General features: G+C 60.8%; 23 protein-coding genes and 1 pseudogene. 12 read left to right on the top strand and 12 right to left on the bottom strand.

What is annotated here, in order from left to right; all coding sequences use genetic code 11:
• Nucleotides 1–128: 128 nt before the first annotated feature.
• Complete coding sequence (locus tag NMB39_RS00970; protein ID WP_057022726.1) at nt 129–347, bottom strand: DUF1289 domain-containing protein; 219 nt, start codon at nt 345–347, stop codon at nt 129–131.
• A 2-nt stretch (nt 348–349) separates the two neighbouring features.
• Nucleotides 350–697, bottom strand: a complete 348-nt coding sequence (gene cyaY / locus NMB39_RS00965; RefSeq protein ID WP_057022725.1) for an iron donor protein CyaY — start codon at nt 695–697, stop codon at nt 350–352.
• Nucleotides 698–935: 238 nt separating this feature from the next.
• Here cyaY and lptM point away from each other — a divergent pair, with 238 nt between their 5' ends.
• The 6 genes from lptM to NMB39_RS00935 are packed head-to-tail and all read left to right on the top strand — an operon-like array spanning nt 936 to nt 5,518.
• Entirely contained in the window at nt 936–1,103 is a 168-nt protein-coding gene (gene lptM, locus NMB39_RS00960; protein WP_003195417.1) for an LPS translocon maturation chaperone LptM, read from the top strand.
• A gap of 9 nt (nt 1,104–1,112) precedes the next feature.
• On the top strand, nt 1,113–2,360 hold the full coding sequence (gene lysA / locus NMB39_RS00955; protein ID WP_057022724.1) for a diaminopimelate decarboxylase: 1,248 nt from the start codon (nt 1,113–1,115) through the stop codon (nt 2,358–2,360).
• A gap of 3 nt (nt 2,361–2,363) precedes the next feature.
• Complete coding sequence (gene dapF / locus NMB39_RS00950) at nt 2,364–3,194, top strand: diaminopimelate epimerase (protein WP_494339704.1); 831 nt, start codon at nt 2,364–2,366, stop codon at nt 3,192–3,194.
• Nucleotides 3,195–3,207: 13 nt separating this feature from the next.
• Entirely contained in the window at nt 3,208–3,924 is a 717-nt protein-coding gene (locus NMB39_RS00945) for a DUF484 family protein (protein WP_057022723.1), read from the top strand.
• Nucleotides 3,925–3,926: 2 nt separating this feature from the next.
• A complete protein-coding gene (xerC, locus tag NMB39_RS00940; RefSeq protein WP_494339705.1) occupies nt 3,927–4,826 on the top strand; it encodes a tyrosine recombinase XerC in 900 nt (299 codons plus the stop codon).
• The gene (locus NMB39_RS00935; protein ID WP_057022721.1) at nt 4,823–5,518 is read left to right on the top strand and encodes an HAD family hydrolase; all 696 of its coding nucleotides are present in this window, start codon (nt 4,823–4,825) and stop codon (nt 5,516–5,518) included. The genes xerC and NMB39_RS00935 overlap by 4 nt, the downstream gene beginning before the upstream one ends.
• 193 nt (nt 5,519–5,711) lie before the next feature.
• Here NMB39_RS00935 and sutA read toward each other — a convergent pair whose 3' ends face one another.
• The 4 genes from sutA to glnK form a co-directional block, all read right to left on the bottom strand.
• Nucleotides 5,712–6,044 (bottom strand): dormancy-specific transcriptional regulator SutA, encoded by a 333-nt coding sequence (sutA, locus tag NMB39_RS00930; protein ID WP_043046902.1) that lies wholly within the window; start codon nt 6,042–6,044, stop codon nt 5,712–5,714.
• 102 nt (nt 6,045–6,146) lie between these two features.
• Nucleotides 6,147–6,572 carry a secondary thiamine-phosphate synthase enzyme YjbQ gene (locus tag NMB39_RS00925; RefSeq protein ID WP_494339706.1) on the bottom strand — a complete coding sequence of 142 codons (426 nt, stop codon included), beginning with the start codon at nt 6,570–6,572 and terminating at the stop codon, nt 6,147–6,149.
• A 209-nt stretch (nt 6,573–6,781) separates the two neighbouring features.
• Nucleotides 6,782–8,119, bottom strand: a complete 1,338-nt coding sequence (locus NMB39_RS00920) for an ammonium transporter (protein ID WP_043046900.1) — start codon at nt 8,117–8,119, stop codon at nt 6,782–6,784.
• A 34-nt stretch (nt 8,120–8,153) separates the two neighbouring features.
• On the bottom strand, nt 8,154–8,492 hold the full coding sequence (gene glnK / locus NMB39_RS00915) for a P-II family nitrogen regulator (RefSeq protein WP_002555808.1): 339 nt from the start codon (nt 8,490–8,492) through the stop codon (nt 8,154–8,156).
• A 424-nt stretch (nt 8,493–8,916) separates the two neighbouring features.
• On the opposite strand from glnK, the gene NMB39_RS00910 reads away from it, so the two are divergent.
• Both NMB39_RS00910 and NMB39_RS00905 read left to right on the top strand, forming a co-directional pair.
• Nucleotides 8,917–9,180, top strand: a complete 264-nt coding sequence (locus tag NMB39_RS00910) for an accessory factor UbiK family protein (protein ID WP_046070065.1) — start codon at nt 8,917–8,919, stop codon at nt 9,178–9,180.
• Nucleotides 9,181–9,396: 216 nt separating this feature from the next.
• Nucleotides 9,397–10,893, top strand: a complete 1,497-nt coding sequence (locus NMB39_RS00905; protein WP_057022719.1) for a YifB family Mg chelatase-like AAA ATPase — start codon at nt 9,397–9,399, stop codon at nt 10,891–10,893.
• 6 nt (nt 10,894–10,899) lie between these two features.
• On the opposite strand, the gene NMB39_RS00900 is transcribed toward NMB39_RS00905, so the two are convergent.
• Nucleotides 10,900–11,475: a TetR/AcrR family transcriptional regulator gene (locus NMB39_RS00900; protein WP_494339707.1), complete on the bottom strand. Its 576-nt coding sequence runs from the start codon at nt 11,473–11,475 to the stop codon at nt 10,900–10,902.
• Nucleotides 11,476–11,589: 114 nt separating this feature from the next.
• Between NMB39_RS00900 and NMB39_RS00895 the strand changes: the two genes are divergently transcribed.
• Nucleotides 11,590–12,504 (top strand): ABC transporter six-transmembrane domain-containing protein, encoded by a 915-nt coding sequence (locus tag NMB39_RS00895; protein WP_494339708.1) that lies wholly within the window; start codon nt 11,590–11,592, stop codon nt 12,502–12,504.
• A gap of 3 nt (nt 12,505–12,507) precedes the next feature.
• Here the strand turns inward: NMB39_RS00895 and NMB39_RS00890 are convergent, their stop codons facing one another.
• The 3 genes and pseudogenes from NMB39_RS00890 to NMB39_RS00880 form a co-directional block, all read right to left on the bottom strand.
• Entirely contained in the window at nt 12,508–13,230 is a 723-nt protein-coding gene (locus tag NMB39_RS00890; RefSeq protein ID WP_494343376.1) for a methyl-accepting chemotaxis protein, read from the bottom strand.
• 180 nt (nt 13,231–13,410) lie between these two features.
• A pseudogene (locus NMB39_RS00885) lies at nt 13,411–14,484 on the bottom strand (Cache 3/Cache 2 fusion domain-containing protein); the annotation flags it as partial.
• 176 nt (nt 14,485–14,660) lie between these two features.
• A complete protein-coding gene (locus NMB39_RS00880) occupies nt 14,661–15,581 on the bottom strand; it encodes a LysR substrate-binding domain-containing protein (RefSeq protein ID WP_057022715.1) in 921 nt (306 codons plus the stop codon).
• 151 nt (nt 15,582–15,732) lie between these two features.
• Between NMB39_RS00880 and NMB39_RS00875 the strand changes: the two genes are divergently transcribed.
• Complete coding sequence (locus NMB39_RS00875; RefSeq protein WP_043046893.1) at nt 15,733–17,136, top strand: NorM family multidrug efflux MATE transporter; 1,404 nt, start codon at nt 15,733–15,735, stop codon at nt 17,134–17,136.
• A 129-nt stretch (nt 17,137–17,265) separates the two neighbouring features.
• Here NMB39_RS00875 and NMB39_RS00870 read toward each other — a convergent pair whose 3' ends face one another.
• Entirely contained in the window at nt 17,266–18,930 is a 1,665-nt protein-coding gene (locus tag NMB39_RS00870) for a putative bifunctional diguanylate cyclase/phosphodiesterase (RefSeq protein ID WP_057022714.1), read from the bottom strand.
• A 276-nt stretch (nt 18,931–19,206) separates the two neighbouring features.
• On the opposite strand from NMB39_RS00870, the gene rep reads away from it, so the two are divergent.
• Together rep and NMB39_RS00860 are read left to right on the top strand one after the other, a co-directional pair.
• The gene (gene rep, locus NMB39_RS00865) at nt 19,207–21,216 is read left to right on the top strand and encodes a DNA helicase Rep (protein ID WP_046070074.1); all 2,010 of its coding nucleotides are present in this window, start codon (nt 19,207–19,209) and stop codon (nt 21,214–21,216) included.
• Nucleotides 21,217–21,273: 57 nt separating this feature from the next.
• Entirely contained in the window at nt 21,274–21,846 is a 573-nt protein-coding gene (locus tag NMB39_RS00860) for a xanthine phosphoribosyltransferase (protein WP_057022713.1), read from the top strand.
• A gap of 146 nt (nt 21,847–21,992) precedes the next feature.
• Here the strand turns inward: NMB39_RS00860 and NMB39_RS00855 are convergent, their stop codons facing one another.
• On the bottom strand, nt 21,993–23,915 hold the full coding sequence (locus NMB39_RS00855) for an acetyl-CoA hydrolase/transferase C-terminal domain-containing protein (RefSeq protein ID WP_306956679.1): 1,923 nt from the start codon (nt 23,913–23,915) through the stop codon (nt 21,993–21,995).
• Between the last annotated feature and the right edge of the window lie 102 nt (nt 23,916–24,017).

Below are 24,017 nucleotides of genomic sequence, written 5' to 3'. Positions count from 1 at the left end.
CAGGCAGACTCCTTTTTTTCTGCACAAAAAAGCAAAACCCCGCCAGGAAAAGGCGGGGTTCTCGCGGACCTCGATGAGTTGAGGTGTATCCGGACACTACCACAGCGACACAAATAAACAAGACGACGTCAGGCGCGTGCCTTGCGTTGCTCAGCTTCGGCGCAGATCACCCGGCGCCGCGCATCGTCGGCGGAACGCCATTCGCGGATATCTTCCACATGGCGGAAGCAACCGAGGCAAACCTTCTGTTCGTCCAGGCGACACAAACTGATACAAGGTGACGGCACCGCCGGGCTGACATTGCTGAACAGCGGCTTGGGCGGGCGTACGGGTAAAGGCTGGGTCACGGTCAGATCTCGTCCTGCCCCAACTCATCAAAGTCCAGCTCGGTGCCGGTATATTCCTGGACCAGACGCGTGAGCATCTCACCCAACAACTCTTCACTCTTGTCGCACTGCCATTTGCCGCTTTCTTCGTCGTAGTCGAAGTGAACGCCACCGGAGCGCGCCGCCAGCCACAGCTGACGCAGCGGTTCCTGGCGACTGAAGATCAGTTGCTGGCCGCTCTCGAACTTGACGGTCAGCACACCGGCCGAGCTTTCCAGATCCACATCCAGGCCGCTGTCGTCGAAAATATCTTCCAGCTTCTCCTGTGTGGTATCCACCAGGTCGTGAAAACGGGCTTCGGTCAAACTCATCGTGGCAACCTCAAAAGTGTCTGGTTTTGCTCAAGCGCCGCACGATACGGACGCGCTTCGCCGATTGCAAAGGATACCGATTTCATTACAGATGGCAGTACGAAATATCCTCTAACAGCGTAACCCGCTTCCCAGTCATCTCGGCAAACCCCCGCCGGACGGGTATTGCGGCGCATAGGCAAGCTGGCGGGTGGTCGGTATACTCGGGCGCAATTAATGCATATTCAAGGATTTCGCCATGAAGCGCCTGATCTCTTCCCTTGCTGCGCTCGTCGCGGTCGCCTGTCTCGTCAGTGCCTGTGGTCAAAAAGGCCCGCTGTACCTTCCCGATGACAGCAAAGACCCGAATGAACAGGCGCAATCGTCGCAAAAGCCGTCAAAAGCGCATAAGCACGACACCTACTAAGGGACACTTATGGACGCTTTTAACTACCGGGACGGCGAGCTGTTCGCGGAAGGCGTGGCATTGTCCGCGATTGCCCAGCAGTTTGGCACCCCGACCTATGTGTACTCCCGTGCGCATATCGAAGCCCAATACCGCTCGTTCACCGACGCGCTCGACGGCGTACCGCACCTGGTGTGCTACGCGGTCAAGGCCAACTCCAACCTGGGCGTACTGAATGTCCTGGCGCGCCTGGGCGCCGGTTTCGACATCGTGTCCCGTGGCGAGCTGGAACGCGTACTGGCCGCCGGCGGCCAGGCTGACAAGATCGTCTTCTCCGGGGTCGGCAAGAGCCGCGATGACATGCGCCGCGCCCTGGAAGTCGGCGTACATTGCTTCAATGTCGAATCCACCGACGAACTGGAGCGCCTGCAAGTCGTTGCCGCCGAAATGGGCGTTCGCGCGCCGATCTCCCTGCGCGTCAACCCGGATGTCGACGCCGGCACCCACCCGTACATTTCCACCGGTCTCAAAGAGAACAAGTTCGGCATCGCCATCGCCGACGCCGAAGACGTGTACATCCGCGCCGCCCAACTGCCGAACCTGGAAGTGCTGGGCGTCGACTGCCATATCGGTTCGCAACTGACCACCCTGCCCCCCTTCCTGGATGCGCTCGACCGCCTGCTGGCGCTGATCGACCGCCTGGGCGAGTGCGGCATCTACCTGCACCACATCGACCTGGGTGGTGGCGTGGGCGTGCGTTATCGCGATGAGGAACCACCGGCGATCGCCGACTATATCCAGGCCGTGCGCGAACGCATTGAAGGCCGCGACCTGACCCTGATGTTCGAGCCAGGCCGTTATATCGTCGCCAACGCTGGTGTACTGCTGACCCAGGTCGAGTACCTCAAGCACACCGAACACAAGGATTTCGCCATCGTCGATGCGGCGATGAACGACCTGATCCGCCCGGCGCTGTACCAGGCCTGGATGAATGTCACCGCCGTGACGCCTCGCGCAAGCGTTGCCCGCGCCTATGACATCGTCGGCCCGATCTGCGAGACCGGCGACTTCCTGGCCAAGGATCGTCAGTTGGCCCTGGAAGAAGGTGACCTGCTGGCCGTGCATTCGGCCGGTGCCTACGGGTTTGTCATGAGTTCCAACTACAACACCCGCGGGCGTACCGCCGAGGTGCTGGTGGACGGTGATCAAGCATTTGAAGTGCGTCGCCGCGAGACGGTAGCCCAGTTGTATGCTGGCGAAAGCCTGCTGCCGGAGTAAACCATGCTGCTGCGTTTTACCAAGATGCACGGGCTGGGCAATGACTTCATGGTCCTCGACCTGGTCAGCCAGCACGCGCACATCCTGCCCAAGCACGCCAAACAGTGGGGCGATCGCCACACCGGTATCGGCTTCGACCAGTTGCTGCTGGTTGAAGCGCCGAGCAACCCGGAGGTGGATTTCCGCTACCGGATCTTCAACTCCGACGGTTCCGAAGTGGAACAGTGCGGCAACGGTGCGCGCTGCTTTGCGCGCTTTGTGCTCGACAAGCGCCTGACCGCCAAGCGCCAGATTCGCGTCGAGACCAAAGGCGGCGTGATCGAACTGGATATCCGCAGTGACGGCCAGATCAGCGTCAACATGGGCGCGCCACGCCTGGTGCCGGCGGATATTCCGTTCCAGGCCACCGAGCAGGCCCTCAGCTACCCGCTGGATGTGGATGGCAAGACCGTGGATATCGCTGCCATGTCCATGGGCAACCCCCATGCAGTACTGCGGGTCACCGACATCAATAACGCCCCGGTACACGAACTGGGGCCGAAGATCGAACATCACCCGCGCTTTCCGGCACGGGTCAATGTGGGCTTCCTGCAGGTGATCGACCGTACCCGTGCGCAATTGCGCGTATGGGAACGTGGCGCCGGCGAAACCCAGGCTTGCGGCACCGGCGCTTGCGCCGCTGCCGTGGCCGCGATCAGCCAGGGGTGGATGGATTCGCCGCTGCTGATCGACCTGCCCGGCGGACGCTTGTCCATCGAATGGGCAGGCCCAGGCCACCCGGTAATGATGACCGGGCCGGCCTCGCGCGTATACGAAGGACAGGTCCGTCTATGAGTGAGCCAAGCTAATGACCGATAAGCCTCAAGTACCCGCAGACGCTACCCCGAGTCAAAGCCTGGAGGCCGCTGCTGTCGCGGCGTACCTTGAGGCTAATCCGGACTTCTTCGTAGAGCACGAAGAGTTGCTGCCGGCCCTGCGTATCCCCCACCAGCGCGGTGACACCGTGTCGCTGGTGGAGCGGCAGATGAAGATCCTGCGCGAGCGCAACATCGAAATGCGCCATCGGCTCTCCCATCTGATGGACGTGGCCCGCGACAACGACCGCTTGTTCGACAAGACCCGCCGCCTGATCCTGACCCTGATGGACGCCGCCAGCCTGGAAGAAACGGTGATCGCCGTAGAGGACAGCCTGCGCGAGGATTTCCAGGTGCCTTTTGTCAGCCTGATCCTGTTCAGCGATAACCCAATGCCGGTGGGTCGCTGGGTCACAGGTGGCGAGGCGCAGACGGCCATCGGTGGCCTTCTTTCCGAAGGCAAAACCGTCAGCGGCACCTTGCGCGAACATGAACTGGACTTCCTGTTCGGGGCCGAACAGCGCAAGCAGATCGGCTCTACCGCAGTCATTGCCCTCAGCCATCAGGGCTTACACGGCGTACTGGCCATTGCCAGCCGCGACCCTGCACACTACAAGAGCTCGGTGGGCACTTTGTTCCTGACCTACATCGCAGAAGTGCTGGGCCGCGTCCTGCCACGCCACACCACCACCCTGCGCGCGGTGCGCTGACCATGGAGCGGCAACTGGACGCCTACTGCGCTCATCTGCGCAACGAGCGCCAGGTGTCGCCCCACACCCTCGAAGCCTATCGTCGGGACTTGAACAAGGTCCTGGCCTATTGCGAAAAACAGCACGTCAGCAGCTGGAAGGCCCTGGATATCCAGGCCCTGCGCAGTCTGATCGCACGGCTGCACCAGCAAGGCCAGTCCTCGCGCAGCTTGTCTCGCTTGCTGTCGGCGGTGCGTGGCCTTTACCACTACCTCAATCGCGAAGGCTTGTGCGACCACGACCCGGCCAATGGCCTGTCCCCGCCCAAAGGCGAACGACGCCTGCCCAAGACCCTGGATACCGACCGCGCCCTGCAGTTGCTCGATGGCGCCGTGGAAGATGACTTCCTGGCCCATCGCGAACAGGCGATCCTTGAACTGTTCTATTCCTCGGGCTTGCGCCTGTCGGAGCTGACCGGCCTTAACCTCGATCAACTGGACCTCGCAGATGGCCTGGTGCAAGTCCTCGGCAAAGGCAGCAAGACCCGCGTGCTGCCAGTCGGCAGGAAGGCCCGGGAAGCTCTCGAGCTATGGCTGCCGCTGCGCCTGTTGACCAATCCTGTGGACGATGCGGTGTTTGTCAGCCAGCAAGGCCGGCGCCTGGGGCCAAGGGCGATTCAGTTGCGGGTCAAGGCCGCTGGTGCGCGTGAGTTGGGGCAGAATCTGCATCCGCATATGCTGCGGCATTCTTTTGCCAGCCATCTGCTGGAGTCCTCCCAGGACCTGCGCGCCGTGCAGGAACTGCTCGGCCACGCCGATATCAAGACCACGCAGATCTACACCCATCTCGACTTCCAGCATCTGGCAACGGTGTACGACAGCGCCCATCCACGGGCCAAACGCATCAAGGGTGGCGACTTATGAGTATCAAGCTGATCACCTTCGACCTGGACGACACCCTCTGGGACAACGTACCCGTCATCATCAGCGCCGAAGCGTCAATGCGCGAATGGCTGGCGGTCAACGCCTCCAAGGTCGGGGACTTGCCCCTAGAGCATTTCGCCAGCCTGCGCCAGCAAGTACTGCAGCGCCATCCTGAACTCAAACACCGCATCAGCCTGTTGCGACATCGTGTTTTGGTGCATGCGTTCGAGGAAGCCGGTTATCCCCAACCAGAAGCTGCGCAGATGGCGGATGTCTGCTTTGAAGCGTTTATCCATGCACGCCACCAGCTCACCGTTTTCCCGGAAGCCGAGCCGATGCTCAAAGCGCTGCGCCAGCACTTTTTGCTGGGAGTGATCACCAATGGCAACGCGGATGTGCAGCGCGTGGGCCTGGCGGACTACTTTCACTTTGCCTTGCGCGCCGAAGATATCGGCATCGCCAAGCCGGATGCTCGCTTGTTTGAAGAGGCGTTGCAGCGGGGCGGCGTGGATGCCAGTGCGGCAGTGCATGTGGGCGATCACCCTGGAGATGACATCGCCGGCGCACAGCAGGCCGGGTTACGGGCGGTGTGGTTTAACCCGGCGGGCAAGACTTGGGAGGGTGACAAGCGCCCGGATGCGCAGATTCACAGCCTGACGGAGTTGCCGGAGTTGCTGCAGAGCTGGCAGTAACACCGCAGATCAAAATGTGGGAGGGGGCTTGCTCCCGATAGCAGTGGTTCAGCCAGCACATGTGGCAACTGATACACCGCGATCGGGAGCAAGCCCCCTCCCACATTTAGAACACCACAAGGCTTGAACAAGTCATAAGGCGTGAAAAAGCCCGCAGCGACGGCGGGCTTTTTCGGCAAGCAGGAGGCAGACCTCAGATGGGTCGGCTGCCGTACTTGTTGTCCGGCTTCTTCGGTGGATCAGCCACCACGTTGGGCTCGACTTCGACCACTTTGCCGCCTTTAGCGAGGAATTCTTCCATCGCACGGGCCAGGGCATCGCGCTCTTTGTTCTTGGCTTCAACGCTCGGCAGCTCGTCTACCGAGACCGCAGCCTTGGCTTTGCCTTTGGCTTTGGGGCTCGCCTCATCGACACTGCTCTCATCGACATCGTCAGCAACGTCTTCCGCTGCTACTTCAAGACCTTCTTCGGTTTCATCTTCATCACCTACTTCGAGGTCGTCTTGTTCCAGATCATCGTCGCTCATGTTCTACCTCATGACTTGCGAAAAGCAGATTAGTTATAGCCCAGCTTCACCCTCTGTCGAGGTCGCCGGAAAAAAATCAACATCCACCGGATAACCAGTGGCTTATGCCTCTTCACCCTGCAAGGTGGCGAGGACTTTACGAGCACCGCCATGATCACGGTGCTCGCCCAGATAAACACCTTGCCAGGTCCCTATCGCCAAGCGGCCGGCCTTGACCGGCAAACTCAGCTGGCAGCCCAGCAGACTGGCCTTGAAGTGCGCCGGCAGGTCATCCGGACCTTCGTCGTTGTGTTCAAACCCGGCGCTGCCTTGCGGCACCAGCAGGTTGAAAAACCGCTCGAAGTCACGGCGAACCGCCGGGTCGGCATTCTCGTTAATGGTCAACGAGGCCGAGGTGTGCTGCAGCCACAGATGCAACAGGCCCACACGACACGACTTTAATTCAGGCAAGCCGGCAAGCAACTCGTCCGTTACTAGATGAAAGCCCCGGGGCTTGGCCCGCAGGGTAATCAGGGTCTGTTGCCACATACAGTTCTCCGCCCATCGGCGCGCATTCTAGCGCGCTCTGGGAAAAAACAAAGTGCCGAATACGCCTTCATAGCTGTAAGACATTTGCACCCTTGAAAGTGCCGCGTGGATCCCATCACAAAGTCGACAAAAAACCCACGCACCTTTAGCCACAGACAAACGCCAGGCAAAAAAATGCCCGGCAAGCCGGGCATCTTTTTTTCATGTGCTTACAAGTTGTAGCCGCGCTCGTTGTGTTGCGCCAGGTCGAGGCCTACCGCCTCTTCCTCTTCGGTGACACGCAGCCCCATGACCATGTCCAGTACCTTGAGGATGACGAAGGTCACGATCGCCGTGTAGATCACAGTGAAGCCGACGCCTTTGCACTGGATCCAGACTTGGGCAGCAATGTCGGTCACGGTGCCGAAGCCGCCCAGGGCCGGGGCTGCAAACACACCGGTGAGGATCGCACCGACGATACCGCCGATACCGTGTACGCCAAAGGCGTCCAGGGAGTCGTCATAGCCAAGCTTGCGCTTGAGGCTGGTAGCGCAGAAGAAGCACACCACGCCGGCGACCAGGCCGATCACCAGGGCGCCCATCGGCCCCACGGTGCCAGCGGCTGGTGTGACAGCGACCAGGCCGGCCACCACGCCCGAGGCGATCCCCAGTGCGCTCGGTTTACCGTGGGTGATCCATTCGGCAAACATCCAACCCAGTGCCGCAGCGGCGGTGGCGATCTGGGTAACCAGCATCGCCATGCCCGCAGTGCCGTTGGCTGCCGCAGCAGAACCAGCGTTGAAGCCGAACCAACCGATCCAGAGCATGGCCGCGCCCACCAGAGTATAGCCCAGGTTGTGTGGGGCCATTGGCGTGGTCGGGAAGCCTTTGCGCTTGCCGAGCACGATGCACGCCACCAAGCCGGCCACACCGGCGTTGATATGTACGACGGTGCCGCCGGCGAAGTCCAGCACACCCCAATCCCACATCAGTCCACCGTTGCCGCTCCAGACCATGTGCGCGATCGGCGCATAGACCAGGGTGAACCAGATCGCCATGAAGATCAGCATCGCGGAGAACTTCATACGCTCGGCGAAAGCACCGACGATCAGCGCTGGGGTGATGATGGCGAAGGTCATCTGGAAGGTGATGAACACCGCTTCCGGAAACAGCGCCGCAGGCCCGGTAATGCTGGCCGGGGTGACACCCGCCAGGAACGCCTTGCCCATGCCGCCGAAGAAGGAATTGAAATTGACCACGCCCTGTTCCATACCGGTGGTATCGAACGCGATGCTGTAGCCGTAGACGACCCACAGGATGCTGATCAGGCCAGTGATGGCAAAGCACTGCATCATCACCGACAGGATATTCTTGGAGCGGACCATGCCGCCGTAAAACAGCGCCAGGCCAGGGATAGTCATGAACAGCACCAGTGCCGTGGCGGTCAGCATCCAGGCAGTGTCGCCGGAGTTGAGGACTGGAGCAGCCACTTCATCTGCCGCCATGGCCAGGCCTGGCATTACGATGGACAGCAGGGCTCCGAGCCCTGCGAATTTACGCAGAGTCATATTGTTTTCTCCTGGGGCGTTGGGGTTTGGCGGCTTAGATTGCGTCGGTATCGGTTTCGCCGGTACGGATGCGAATAGCCTGTTCCAGATTGACCACGAAGATCTTGCCGTCACCGATCTTGCCGGTGTTGGCCGCCTTGGTTATCGCCTCGATAACCCGATCAAGATCCTTGTCGTCAATGGCGACATCGATCTTCACCTTCGGCAGGAAATCGACCACGTATTCCGCGCCGCGATACAGCTCGGTATGACCCTTCTGCCGACCGAAGCCCTTGACCTCAGTAACGGTAATGCCCTGCACGCCGATCTCGGACAGCGACTCGCGTACATCGTCCAACTTGAACGGCTTGATGATGGCAGTGACTAGCTTCATGAAAACTCTCTCCCGAATTGGTGGACTTGCCCCAGGAAAACAAACCCGTCTCAAGTCTAAGCGCAGCGCCTGGCTTTGTAACGCATCGTCGCCTCGGCATATGCCGTCACGACGCCAGCGAACCACTGGTGACGAAACCTTTACCCCCTGATCCCTCGGCGCACTGCATTCGTCACAGCGACTGCGTCAGTGCATGGGTCATGATCGTCTAAGCAGAAACCTTGCCAGCTCCGTAAAAACCACTGAAAACAGTCCTTTGCCCACTTGTGCCCACCCTCGGGGCGTTTGCGCGGCGGCAATGCGCATCAAAACAGTGCGCGACTGCCCGCCCCACTGCGCGAAAAGCGTGCGCAGCGGGGACGTGAAAAGACTATGAGACGCTGCGTGATACACTGCCGGCCAACTGTTTTCCGGAATACTTCCCATGCTCGCGCCCAAAGACTTTCTCGACGCCCTGAGCGGCCACGCCTCTCGCCTGTTCAGCGGCGACACCCCGCTGCCCCGTAACGAAATCGAAAGCCAGTTCAAGGCCCTGCTGCAAAGTGGCTTCAGCAAGCTCGACCTGGTCAGCCGCGAAGAATTCGATAGCCAGATGGTGGTGCTCGCCCGCACGCGTGCGCGATTGGAGAGCCTGGAGGCGAAAGTGGCGGAACTGGAAGCGCGGCTGACACCAACGTCGACTGAATAAACGCAGTCCATGTGGGAGGGGGCTTGCCTTCAATAGCAGTGTGTCAGTCACCATTAATATTGGCTGATGCATCGCCATCGGGGGCAAGCCCCTCCCACATTTGTTTTGCATCGCACTATAGATACGTTCTGTAAAACCTCCCCCGCCTCGCTCTTCCACACCTCGTCTACCCTTGAAGAACCCGCAGGAAGCGGCCCTCCCTTTCAAGGAACGAGCATGTCCCTCGCCATCGTCCACAGTCGCGCCCAGGTCGGCGTCGAAGCTCCTGCCGTCACCGTCGAGGTGCATATGGCTAATGGCCTGCCATCACTGACACTGGTGGGTTTGCCGGAGACGGCGGTGAAAGAGAGCAAAGACCGCGTGCGCAGTGCCATTTTAAATTCGGCGCTGCAATACCCAGCACGTCGCATCACCCTCAACCTCGCGCCCGCCGACCTGCCCAAGGACGGCGGGCGTTTTGATTTGGCGATTGCGCTGGGGATCCTCGCGGCCAGCGTGCAGGTGCCGGCGTTGATGCTCGATGAGGTGGAGTGCCTGGGGGAGCTGGCGCTTTCCGGCGAGGTGCGGGCGGTGAAAGGCGTGCTGCCGGCAGCACTAGCAGCGCGCAAGGCTGGGCGCACCGTGATAGTGCCCCGAGCCAATGCCGAGGAAGCGTGCCTGGCGTCTGGATTGAAAGTGATTGCCGTGGATCATTTGCTGCAGGTGGTGGCGCACCTGAATGGACACGTGCCGATTGAACCGTACACATCCGACGGCCTGCTGTATTTGAACAAACCCTACCCGGACCTGAGTGAGGTACAGGGCCAATTGGCGGCCAAGCGTGCGCTGCTGATCGCGGCGGCCGGTGCGCATAACCTGTTGTTCAGTGGCCCCCCGGGCACCGGTAAGACCCTGCTCGCCAGCCGGCTGCCGGGCTTGCTGCCACCGTTGAGCGAGCAGGAAGCCCTGGAAGTGGCAGCGATCCAATCCGTGGTCAGCCTCCAGCCCCTGAGTCATTGGCCTAACCGCCCGTTCCGGCAACCGCACCATTCGGCATCCGGGCCGGCGCTGGTGGGTGGCGGCTCGAAGCCGCAACCGGGGGAAATCACCCTGGCCCACCACGGGGTGCTGTTCCTGGATGAACTGCCGGAGTTTGATCGTAAGGTGCTGGAAGTGCTGCGCGAGCCATTGGAGTCGGGGCATATCGTGATCTCCCGAGCCCGTGACCGGGTGAGTTTCCCGGCGCGCTTTCAACTGGTCGCGGCGATGAACCCCTGCCCTTGCGGCTACATGGGTGAGCCCAGTGGGCGTTGCCGGTGCACGCCGGAGCAAATCCAGCGCTATCGCAACAAGCTCTCCGGGCCGTTGCTGGACCGCATTGACTTGCACCTGACGGTGGCCCGGGAGACCACTGCGCTGAACCCCTCCCAACAGATCGGTGAAACCACCGCTCAGGCATCCGCCCAGGTAGCGCAAGCCCGCGAGCGTCAGCAACAACGCCAGGGCTGTGCCAATGCGTTTCTCGACCTGCCGCGGCTGCGCGAACACTGCCTGCTGGCAAAAGCCGATGAATACTGGCTGGAGGCCGCGTGTGAACGGCTGACTTTATCCCTGCGCGCCGCACACCGGCTGCTCAAGGTAGCGCGCACGCTAGCGGACCTTGAGCATGTAGACAGCATCGCTCGCCATCATTTGGCAGAAGCCTTGCAGTACCGGCCGGCCGCAATTGGCTAGCAGCGGTCAGGAAAATCCCAGCAACAGCCTCGCCACTTCCAGCACCTCATCCAATGCCGCCTCTGCCGACTCGGTGGAAGGCTTGAGCATCAGGTCATCGGCATAGCCCATTGCCAGGGCAAAAATCTGCCGGGCTGCGCGTTGGGGCGAATCGCAGTGAAACACACCGGCGGCAACGCCGCGCTCGATCACCTCGGCAAGCATGCCTTGCCATTGGGCGTTGATCACCAGGTAAGCCTGGGCCATTTGCGCGTCGTGCATGGCCTCGTCCCAGGCGTCGAGCCAGAGCGCCCAACCTGCATCGGCAGTGCTGGGCAGGCAGTCGTGCAAGAACCCCACGAGCGCCTGCAGCGGTGACGCATCGGCCAAGGGCTCGCGCACTTCGTCCAATTGCTCATTGGCAAAGCGCACAAAGGCTTCGCGGCGCAGTTCATCCCAGTCGCTGAAGTAGTGATACACATGACTGCGCGACAGCCCGGCATGTTCGGCCAGGTCACGGGTGGATACATCGGCAAAACCCTTGCTGCGAAACAGCTCCAGGGCGGCGGCGATGATCTGGTCTTTACGGTCGATACGCGACATTGAGCAATTCCTTCGAGCGTGGACAGATAAGCGGCGCTTGCTTTTTGAGCGATCGCTCAAGGATACTTGAGCAGTCGCTCAATAATAGCGTCTATCACTCCTTTGGTGCACCTCATGACATCCGTCACCCCACACATTCTGATCGAAGAAAGCAAGAAAATCGGTCAACAGTCCGCCAGCCAGACACTCAAGGCAATTGCCAAAGCCTATCCCGGCAAGCTGTCTTGCACTTTGTCGCTGGTGGCGCTTGAGAACGCACTGTTGTTGGCTTACCCGCTGTTTGCCGGGTTCGCGGTGGATTCGATTATCCGCGGCGATACCACCAGTGCATTGCTCTATGCCGCCGTGGTCATGGCGTTCTGGGCCGTGGGGGCGGCGCGACGAGCGCTGGACACGCGCACGTTCACGCGCATTTACGCCGATCTCGCGGTGCCGGTCATCCTCAACCAGCGCCTACAGAACCACAGCACCTCGAAATCGGCGGCACGGGTGGTGCTTGCACGGGAGTTTGTCGAATTTTTTGAAAAACACGTGCCAACCATTGCCACGGCGTTGGTATCGATTGTGGGCGCGGCGGTGATGTTGATCGTGATTGAGCCATGGGTAGGCATGGCGTGCCTGGCCGCGCTGCTGCTGTGCATAACCTTGTTGCCACGCTTTGCCCAACGTAATCAGACGCTGCACGAGCGCCTGAATAATCGTCTGGAAAAAGAGATCGGCCTGGTCGAAAAGGTCGGCGCGCCAACCCTGCGACGCCACTACCAGGTGCTGTCACGCCTGCGTATCTGGCTGTCAGACCGCGAGGCCGCGGCGTTCCTGTTTATCGGTGCGATCGCAGCCTTGCTGTTCGTGGTTGCGATCAGCCAGTTGGCCATGACCCCAGCGGTCAAGGCTGGCCACATCTACGCGGTCATGACCTATCTGTGGACGTTCGTCACCAGCCTGGACGAAGCGCCAGGCATGGTCGACCAACTGGCGCGGCTCAAGGACATTGGCAAGCGCGTGGATCCAGGGCTTGGGGAGCCCTGAGCCTCAACGAAACCGGTCGACCTCTTGACGCAAGCCAGCCGCCAAGGTCTCCAGCTCCTTGGCGGTAACGGCCAGGTTCGACACCACTTCGCGCTGCTCGCTGTTGGCCAGTGCAATGCTCTGCAGGTTGCTGCTGAGCAAGGTGGCGGTACTGCTCTGCTCCTGGGTCGCGGTGGTGATCGCAGCAAACTGCTGGCCGGCCGAGCGGCTTTGCTCGTCGATACGCGCCAGGGCCGAGGCCACGGCGGCGTTACGCGACAGGCCTTCCTGCATCAGCACATTGCCGTGTTCCATGGTACTGATGGCATTGCCGGTTTCCTGCTGGATGCTCTGGATCATCGTGGAAATTTCATCGGTAGCCTGACGGGTGCGCGACGCCAGGTTGCGCACCTCGTCGGCGACCACGGCGAAACCCCGACCCTGCTCACCGGCGCGGGCGGCTTCGATGGCGGCGTTGAGCGCCAGCAGATTGGTCTGTTCGGCGATGGCCGTGATTACGCCAACGATCCCGCCGATTTCCTGGGAGCGCTGGCCCAGGGTGTTGATCACCGCAGCGGTGCTGTTCAGGGCGGTGGCGATATGTTCCAGGGACGATGACGCCTCCTGCATCGAATCGCGACCGATGCGGGTCTGCTGGGCATTCTCTTGCGCCAGGCGCTCGGTATTGCCCATGTTGTCGGCGATGTTCAACGAAGTGGCGCTGAATTCTTCCACCGCGCCAGCCATGCTGGTGATTTCGCCGGACTGCTGTTCCATGCCTTCATAGGCACCACCGGACAAACCTGACAGCGCCTGGGCACGACTGTTGACCTGTTCGGCAGCGTTGCGGATATGCGAAACCATGGTCGACAGCGCGTCGCCCATCTGGTTGAAGCTGCGCGCCAACTGGCCGATCTCGTCATGGCTGGACACGTTGAGACGTGCGCTCAAGTCACCCGCGCCCAGGGCTTCTGCCTGGCGTACCAGGTCGCTCAGTGGCGCGAGCTTGCTGCGCAACAGCCACACCGTGGCACCCACTGCCAGCAACATCGCCAGCACACTGCCGATTACCAGGCGGATACCGACTTCCCAAGTCACGGCGCGAATCTCAGCCTTGGGCATGCTCGCGACCACCGCCCATGGGCCGCCTTCGAACGGCACCGAGACGCTGTAGAAGTCCTCGTGCTTGTCGCTCCAGAAGCGGCCAGCTCCCGGTTTCTTCGCCAGGTCGAGCATCACCGCAATGGCCTCATCCGGCGCCTGCACGCCAGCTGGCGCCACCAGCCAATGCTTCTGTTCATCCAGCAGCGCGAGGGAGCCCGTCTGGCCGATACGGAAGCGCTTGAGATTTTCAAACTGGGCGTTCTGGGCGTCGGTGTAATCGAAACCGATGAACAACACGGCGATGACCTTGCCGCTGCTGTCACGCACCGGGCTGTATTGGGTCATGTAGGAACGGTCGAACAACACCGCACGACCGATATAGGTCTGCCCCTCGGCAACGCGCTGGTAAGCCGCGCCCTGACGGTCCAGCACTGTGCCGATGGCGCGGTTGCCATCCTGCTTGGTCAGCGAGGTGCTGACGCGAATAAAGTCGTCGCCGCTGCGCACGAACACCGTGGCCACGCCGCCAGACATCTGCTTGAACTCATCCACCTCTTCGAAATTGTTGTTCAGCACCTCGTCTCCCAGGTAAAGGCTCGGGGTCTGCACGCCGGCCACCGCCACCGGTTGGTCAGCACGCACACTCAAGCCGGCGACGAAGCGCTTTTCAAACAGCCCGCTCAAACGCTGGGTACTTTCGCGCAAGGTGCTGTGGAAGGTATTGAGTTGGTCGGCAAGCAAACGCGCCTCGCTGGCCAGGTGTTCCTCACGGGTGTCGAGGTTGGCTGAGTCGAGGGAGCGCAGAGCGAAGACGGTACTGCCGCTGATAACGATAGCCAGAATCACGGCAAGTGCGAGACCTAACTGGGAGGCAATCCGGGCACGAGGTTGAGACATGGGAGCTCCTGGCCGAGGCCAGGATCATCCTGATCTCATAGCGATGCTCGGCAAATTATCTAGTGGGAAGCGTTGGTGCACGATAGTTCCAACATTCCTTCTTCGGCGGCATTTGCCAATACTTGAGCGAATCACAGGGGTATCGCGCAAACGATTGCACCATAGGCCTGCCACGCTCAATCGAGGTGCTCGACCCGGGGCAACTCCATCGCCTTGACTTCACCTTGAAGAAACTCCGCCAGCCTGCGCAAACGCTCGCCACCGGGACGAGTTTTCGGCCACACCAGGTAATAATTTTCCCCACTCGCCACTGCCGTTGGCCACGGTAGGCTGAGTCGCCCTTGCGCCACATCCTCAGCCACCATCAGCAGATCACCCATGGAAACGCCATAGCCTCGTGCCGCAGCGATCATGCCCAGTTCTAAGGTATCGAACACCTGCCCGCCCTTGAGGGATACCTGGGACGACAACCCCATGCGTCCCAGCCAGTTGCGCCAGTCGCGACGGTCGGGGGTGGGGTGCAGCAACTCGGCACTCGCCAGTCGGGCTGCGTCCCAGGGGCCATCGTCCAGCAGGTTCGGCGCGCCCACGGGAATCAGTAATTCCGGGAACAGATAGCTGGCTTCCCAGTCCGCCGGAAAGTGCCCGTAGCTCAGCAACACCGCACAGTCGAAGGGCTCCTGGTTGAAGTCCACCTCGTCTACGCTCATCCACGCGCTGGTCAGTTGCACCTCATTGCCCGGCTGCAATGCACGGAAGCGACTCAACCGCGCCAGCAGCCAGCGCATGGTCAATGTGGACGGCGCTTTCATGCGCAGGATGTCATCTTCGGCGTTCAGGGTATGACAGGCGCGCTCCAGCGCGGCGAACCCTTCGCGCACCCCGGGCAACAACAGACGTGCGGCTTCGGTGAGCTGCAGGTTGCGGCCGCTGCGCTGGAACAGGCGGCAAGCGAAATGCTCTTCAAGGGTGCGAATATGGCGGCTGATCGCACTCTGGGTAATGGACAATTCCTGCGCCGCACGGGTGAAGGAGTTGTGTCGCGAAGCGGCTTCAAATGCACGCAGGGCATACAGTGGAGGAAGACGACGAGACATTGGGAAAGCTCCGACGGCGCAATATCGGCACCCTACCAGAATCAATCCAGCATGAGTTTTAATCATGCGAACGATCGCATTTATCCTTTTGTGCAGTGGACGCAAAGCGCCGAGAATCAACCCTCTCCCAACACTCTGACTATTGAGCGTGATGATCATGCAACATCCGGCACGTACCGAGCTCTGGGCCATTCTGCGGCTGTCGGGGCCGTTGATTGCTTCACAGCTGGCGCACATGCTGATGGTGTTGACCGACACCCTGATGATGGCGCGCCTGAGCCCCGAAGCCCTGGCCGGTGGTGGCCTGGGCGCGGCGAGCTATTCGTTCGTGGCGATCTTCTGCATCGGCGTGATTGCCGCCGTAGGCACCCTGGTCGCCATTCGCCATGGCGCGGGCGATATTGACGGCGCCACCCGCCTGACCCAGGCCGGGCTGTGGCTGGCATGGTTGATGGCTCTGGCGGCGGCATTGCTGCTGTGGAACTTGAAACCGGTGCTGCTGATGTTCGGCCAGACCGAAACCAACGTGCACGCGGCCGGGCAATTCCTGACGATACTGCCCTTCGCCCTGCCCGGCTACCTGAGCTTCATGGCGCTGCGCGGCTTCACCAGCGCCATCGGCAAAGCCACGCCGGTAATGGTGATCAGCCTGTGCGGTACGGTAGTCAATTACCTGCTCAACCACGCGTTGATCGAAGGCATGTTCGGCCTGCCGAAGCTGGGCCTGATGGGTATTGGCCTGGTGACCGCCATCGTTGCCAATGGCATGGCGCTGGCCCTGATGTGGTACATCCGCAGCAACCGCGCCTACGCGGCCTACCCGCTGAGCACCGGCCTGCTGCGCCTGAATACCCAATACCTGCGCGAGCTGTGGCGCCTGGGCCTGCCGATTGGCGGCACCTATGCGGTGGAGGTCGGGCTGTTCGCCTTTGCTGCGCTGTGCATGGGCACCATGGGCAGTACGCAGTTGGCGGCGCATCAGATCGCCCTGCAGATTGTCTCGGTAGCGTTCATGGTGCCGGCGGGAATGTCCTACGCAGTGACCATGCGCATCGGCCAGCATTACGGCGCCGGCCAGTTGCTGCAGGCACGCATGGCCGGCCGGGTCGGCATCGGCTTTGGCGCCATGGTGATGTTGGGGTTTGCCGTTGTGCTGTGGCTGTTTTCCGACCCGCTGATCGGGTTGTTCCTCGATCATGACGACCCGGCGTTCCATGACGTCATCGTCCTGGCCGTCAGCCTGTTGGCCGTCGCCGCCTGGTTCGAATTGTTCGACGGCGTGCAGACCATCGCCATGGGCTGCATCCGTGGCTTGAAGGACGCCAAGACCACCTTCCTGGTGGGGCTGGGCTGTTACTGGCTGATCGGTGCACCTTCGGCCTGGCTGATGGCGTTCACGTTAGGCTGGGGGCCAACCGGCGTGTGGTGGGGCCTGGCGCTGGGCCTGGCGTGTGCGGCAGTGAGCCTGACATGGGCGTTCGAGGCGAAGATGAAGCGGATGATTCGGCAGGAGCCTGAAATGCAGCCTGCCTTTCAGGCCGCACAAACAGAATAAAGCCCTGCTCGGTCAGAACTGTGGGAGGGGGCTTGCTCCCGATTGCTGAGTGTCAGTCACTGCATTTGCTGACTGACGCACCGCTATTGGGAGCAAGCCCCCTCCCACATTTTTAATGGCGTTCGCAACTTAGCCCAGCAGTGCCTGCTGGCTTTGCCCAAACATCAGGTATTCGACCAATTCCGGCAATGGCAACGGTTTGCTGATCAGGTAACCCTGGGCCTGGTCGCACCCGAACAAGCGCAACAATGCCAACTGCTCCGGCGTCTCTACACCTTCAGCCACCACTTCCAGGTTGAGGTTGTGGGCCAGGTTGATCATCGCGTGCACCAACTTGCGGTTTTCCTCGCGTTCTTCCATGCCACCGACAAAACTCTTGTCGATCTTCAACAAGGCGATCGGCAGGCTGTTGAGGTGCACGAACGACGAAAAGCCGGTGCCGAAGTCATCCAGGGAGAACCGCACACCGAGTCGGCCAAGGGCGTCCATGGTCTGCTTGACCAAGTCGCTGCGGCGCATCACGGCAGTTTCGGTCAGCTCGAACTCCAGCCATTGCGCTTCCACACCGCGCTCGGCAATCAGGCGACTGAGCGTTGACAGTAATTGGCTGTCCTGGAACTGGCGGAACGACAGATTGACCGCCATGTGCAGCGGCGGCAGACCGCGTTCGCGCAGGTCTTGCATGTCGCGCAAGGCCCGGGAAATCACCCAGTAGCCCAATGGCACGATCAGGCCGCTCTGCTCGGCCAGCGGCACGAACTCGCTGGGCGGCAACAAGCCGCGCTCACCGTGGCGCCAACGCACCAAGGCCTCGAGACCGACGATATGGCCGTCGTCCAGATCCAGGCGCGGCTGGTAGTGCAGTTCCAACTCATCGCGGCGCAGGGCCCGGCGCAGTTCACTTTCCAGATCGGCCAGGCTGCGAGCATTGCGGTTGATGCGTTCGTTGAAGATATGAAAGGTGCAGCCCTGGGTGCTTTTGGCCTGCTGCATGGCGATATGGGCATGCCACATCAACGGGTCGGCGCCGGCTCGGGCACGGGCATGGGCCACGCCCAGGCTGCAGCCGATCAGCAGGCTTTCACCATCCACCCAATAGGGCTCGGCCATCACTTCGGTGATCCGCTCAGCCATCCACTCGGCACGCTGCGGCGCCCGGCGGGTATCGATCAGCAAGGCAAACTCATCGCTGCCCAGGCGTGCCAGTTGGTCGCCGGCTTCGAGCTGGCTCTTGAGCCGCGACACCACCTGCAGGATCAGGCGGTCGCCAGCCTGATGGCCGAGGGCGTCGTTGGCATGACGGAAGTTGTCCAGATCCAGGTGGCCGAGAGCCAGGCCGCGGCCTTCGTTTTCCACCAGCCGCGCCGCCAGCAGGGTCTGGAAACCCTGGCGATTGGCGATACCGGTGAGCGGGTCCTGCTCGGCCAGGCGCTGCAAGGTGTTCTCCAGCACGCCGCGCTCGCGCACATGGCGCAAGCAGCGGCGCAGTGTGTCGGCGTCCAACGCATCCCGGATCAACCAGTCGCTGACACCCAGCGGCGCAACCAATGGTTCCTGCTCCAGCAGCAATACACACGGCAAGCTGCAACGGCCGGGGCCGGGTTGCAGGCTTGGTGTGGTCAATAGCACAGCACCCTGGTCGTCATCGAACAGACGACTCACCGAGTCCCAGTTGGGCGCACTGATCAGCACAGCCCCCTCGCCCATCGGCGCCAGGCACTCGCGCAACAACGCTGCCCACGCAGGCGTATCGGCCAGCAGCAGCAAACGCAAGGGTTCGACAGGCGTAGACACGCTAACTCCCTAGACTCGGCAAAATTTCGTTGGCGGTGGCATTATGACGTGCGGCCTGGCAATGATAAATGCATGACAAATGCATGGCAGATGATAGGTGTTATCAAACACGCAGACTGTGAAAAATAGTCTGAGTATTCCCCACATCCTGCGGCAAAGTAGCAAAACCGGCAAATTTAGATCGAGTGGTACGTCACACCGTCGTTCTATGGCAGCAGAATCTTTCCAGCCTGTTAAAATGCCCGCCCTTTTGAACAACGACTCCTTAAATTCCGTATGTCCCGACTCAATCCCCGGCAGCAAGAAGCCGTGAACTACGTCGGCGGCCCTCTATTGGTGCTCGCCGGCGCCGGCTCCGGCAAGACCAGCGTGATCACCCGCAAGATCGCGCACCTGATCCAGAACTGCGGCATCCGTGCCCAGTACATCGTCGCCATGACCTTTACCAACAAGGCGGCGCGGGAAATGAAAGAGCGGGTCGGCACCTTGCTCAAGGGCGGCGAAGGCCGTGGCCTCACGGTGTGTACCTTTCACAACCTGGGCCTGAACATCATCCGCAAGGAGCATGTGCGGCTGGGCTACAAGCCGGGCTTCTCGATCTTCGACGAGACCGACGTCAAGGCCCTGATGACCGACATCATGCAAAAGGAATACGCGGGCGACGACGGCGTCGACGAGATCAAGAACATGATCGGCGCCTGGAAAAACGACCTGATCCTGCCCGCCGAGGCCCTGGAAGCTGCACGCAACCCCAAGGAACAGACCGCTGCCATTGTCTACACCCACTACCAGCGCACGCTCAAGGCGTTCAACGCGGTGGACTTCGACGACCTGATCCTGCTGCCGGTCAAGCTGTTCCAGGAACACAAGGACATCCTGGAGAAGTGGCAGAACAAGGTGCGCTACCTGCTGGTGGACGAATACCAGGACACCAACGCCAGCCAGTACCTGCTGGTGAAACTGCTGATCGGCACGCGCAACCAGTTCACCGTAGTGGGCGACGACGACCAGTCGATCTACGCCTGGCGCGGCGCCCGCCCGGAAAACCTGATGCTGCTCAAGGTCGACTATCCGTCCTTGAAAGTGGTGATGCTGGAGCAGAACTACCGCTCCACCAGTCGCATCCTGCGCTGCGCCAACGTGCTGATCTCCAACAACCCCCACGAGTTTGAAAAACAACTGTGGAGCGAGATGGGTCATGGCGATGAGATCCGCGTGATCCGCTGCCGCAACGAGGATGCCGAAGCCGAACGCGTGGCCGTGGAAATCCTCAGCCTGCACCTGCGCACCGACCGGCCCTACAGCGATTTCGCAATCCTGTACCGCGGTAACTACCAGGCCAAGCTGATCGAGCTGAAATTGCAACACCACCAGGTGCCATATCGCCTGTCGGGCGGCAACAGCTTTTTCGGGCGCCAGGAAGTGAAAGACCTGATGGCCTACTTCCGGCTGATCGTGAACCCGGACGACGACAACGCTTTCCTGCGCGTGATCAACGTGCCGCGTCGGGAAATCGGCTCTACCACCCTGGAAAAGCTCGGCAACTACGCCACCGAACGCAAAATTTCCATGTATGCCGCCACCGACGAAATCGGCCTGGGCGAGCATCTGGATACACGCTTCACCGACCGGCTGTCGCGCTTCAAGCGCTTCATGGACAAGGTCCGCGAGCAATGCGCCGGCGAAGACCCGATCAGTGCCCTGCGCAGCATGGTCATGGACATCGACTATGAGAACTGGCTGCGCACCAACAGCTCCAGCGACAAAGCCGCGGATTACCGCATGGGCAACGTCTGGTTCCTGATCGAAGCGCTGAAGAACACGCTGGAAAAAGACGAAGACGGCGAAATGACCGTCGAGGACGCCATCGGCAAGCTGGTACTGCGCGACATGCTCGAGCGCCAGCAGGAAGAAGAAGACGGCGCCGAAGGTGTGCAGATGATGACCTTGCATGCCTCCAAGGGCCTGGAATTCCCTTACGTGTTCATCATGGGCATGGAAGAGGAAATCCTCCCGCACCGCTCCAGCATCGAAGCCGACACCATCGAGGAAGAACGGCGCCTGGCCTACGTGGGTATTACCCGCGCGCGTCAGACCCTGGCCTTCACCTTCGCTGCCAAGCGCAAGCAATACGGCGAAATCATCGATTGTGCCCCTAGCCGTTTCCTTGACGAGCTGCCACCGGACGACCTCGCCTGGGAAGGCAACGACGACACCCCCACCGAGGTGAAGGCCGTGCGCGGCAACACCGCCTTGGCGGATATACGCGCGATGTTAAAGCGCTAGAATCGACTACTTTTTAATCTACTTTCGGCGCCTGTTGCGCCATCAGAGGAAGTTTCCGTGGAAGCACTGCACAAGAAAATTCGCGAAGAAGGCATCGTGCTTTCCGATCAGGTACTCAAGGTCGATGCCTTTCTGAACCACCAGATCGACCCGGCGCTGATGAAACTGATCGGCGACGAATTCGCCGCGCTGTTCAAGGACTCGGGCATCACCAAGATCGTCACCATCGAGGCCTCGGGCATCGCCCCGGCAATCATGACCGGGTTGAACCTGGGCGTGCCGGTGATCTTTGCCCGCAAGCAGCAGTCGTTGACCCTGACGGAAAACCTGCTGTCGGCGACGGTGTATTCCTTCACCAAGAAAACCGAGAGCACCGTGGCGATCTCCCCGCGCCACTTGACCAGCAGTGACCGCGTGCTGGTGATCGATGACTTCCTGGCCAACGGCAAGGCGTCCCAGGCGCTGATCTCGATCATCAAGCAGGCCGGCGCAACCGTGGCCGGCCTGGGCATCGTGATCGAGAAGTCGTTCCAGGGTGGGCGTGCGGAGCTGGATGCGCAGGGTTATCGGGTTGAATCGCTGGCGCGGGTGAAGTCGTTGACCGGTGGCGTCGTCACCTTCATCGAGTAATTTGCTACACAGTAAATACCAAGTGAACACAGTTTAAAATGTGGGAGGGGCTTGCTCCCGATAGCAGCGGGTCAGCCGACTTATTTGGTGACTGATACACCGCCATCGGGAGCAAGCCCCCTCCCACATTGGGTTCAGGGTGTTTGTTAGTGCGCGGTGGCCTGTAGGCCCGCGAGCAGCAGGCGCTGGTACAAGTCTTCCTTCAATCCCTCTGGCTGGTCCAAGCGCATGCGCTTGAGATGCTCGGGAAACGCCTCCGGCTCCGGTGCATCCAGCGCCGCCTTGCCCAGCTCCAGAATCTCCGTCAGCTTGAATTTGCTCTTGAGCCAGTTCAGCGCCCGCAACAAATCCCGCTCTTCACCTGTGAAATCACTGCCCAGCGGGTATTCAGGGAAGAGTCGTCGATGCCTGGCTTGAATCGCTTGCAGCCGTTCCGGCGTGTTGTCGCCAAAGCGCGGATCCAGTTGGAAATCCTTGGGCAACTTGCCGGCCTTTTGCGCCTGTTCGATCAACTCGCCCTGGAACCGTGAGTCGGTGACATTCAGCAGCGCTTCGATCACCTTGGCATCCGTCTGACCCCGCAAATCGGCAATGCCGTACTCAGTAATGACAATATCCCGCAGGTGCCGGGGAATGGTGCAGTGCCCGTACTCCCAGACGATATTGGAGCTGACCTCCCCCGCCGCCTCGCGCCAACTACGCAGGATCAGGATCGAACGCGCACCTTCCAGCGCATGCCCCTGGGCCACAAAGTTATATTGCCCACCAACACCGCTGAGCACACGACCGTCTTCCAATTGGTCGGCCACACCTGCACCGAGCAATGTCACCATGATCGCGCTGTTGATAAATCGCGCATCCAGGCGTTGCAAACGCTTGAGTTCTTCCTGGCCGTATAGCTCGTTGATATAGCTGATGCCCGTCATGTTGAATTCGAGGCGCTTGGCGTGGGTCATTTCCTGCAAGCGCTGGTAAAAGCTGCGTGGCCCCAGGAAGAAACCGCCATGGATCGACACGCCATCGGGCTGGGCCGCATCATCCAGCAAGCCGGCATTAGCCTGCGCCTGGGTCGCCACATCCGGGTACACCTTGCGCCGGATAATCCCGGCATCCGCCAGCACCAGCAGGCCGTTGACGAACATCTCGCTGCAACCGTAAAGGCCCCGGGCAAAAGGCTCGACACCGCCTTCACGACTGATCAACGGCGCCCACTGATACACATCCATGTCCGTCAGCAACAACCGGTAGGCTTCGTTATCGGCCTGGCGCGCCAGCAAGGCAGCGGTCAGCGCATCGCCCATGGAACCGATGCCGATCTGCAAGGTGCCGCCGTCACGCACCAGGGTGCTGGCATGCAGGCCGATAAAATGGTCCTGGAAACCCACCGGCATGTTCGGGGTAGAAAACAGCGTGGTGCTGTCTTTTTCATCGAGCAGGTAGTCGAAGGCGTCCATACCCAGTTCGGCATCCCCAGGCATGTAGGGCAGATCGCTGTGGACTTGGCCGACAACGAGGATGGTTTCACCGGCTTCGCGGCGCTTGGCGATCATCGGCAGCAGGTCGAGGGTGATATCCGGGTTGCAGCTCAGGCTCAGGCGGTCGGGATGCTCGGCGCTGCTGGCCACCAGTTGCGCCACCAGGTTCAGGCCCGCGGCGTTGATGTCGCGGGCGGCATGACTGTAGTTGCTGCTGACGTAATTCTGCTGCGCCGACGTGCTGTGGAGCAGGCTGCCGGGCTGCATGAAAAACTGCTGCACCTGGATATTCTTCGGCAGGCTGTCTTTATGCAGGTCGGCGAGAAAATCCAACTCGGGATAATCGCCAAACACCCGTTCGATGAAAGGTTCGAGGAAGCGCTTCTGCAAGCCATCGCCCAAGGTTGGCCGACCCAGGCTCAAGGCGGTGTAGATCGTCAGTGCCCGCTCCGGCAACTTGGCGATGCGCCGGTATAGCGCATTGGCAAACAGGTTGGGCTTGCCCAGGCCCAGCGGCATACCCATGTGGATATGCGCAGGCAACCGCGCCAGTACGTCGTCAACTGCTTGCTCGATTGAACACAACTGCACCATCCGACTGCTCCCGAACATTCCATGAATTGGAGTTGGACCGAGCTTGCCGGGTCTTTGCTGCAATGAACAGCCTCGAAACACAAATCGCACGCACAAAAAAGC

The organism is Pseudomonas sp. FBCC-B545 (assembly GCF_059134095.1).
Note: the sequence above shows the minus strand (reverse complement) of the source record. Positions and strands in the feature narration are given on the sequence as shown.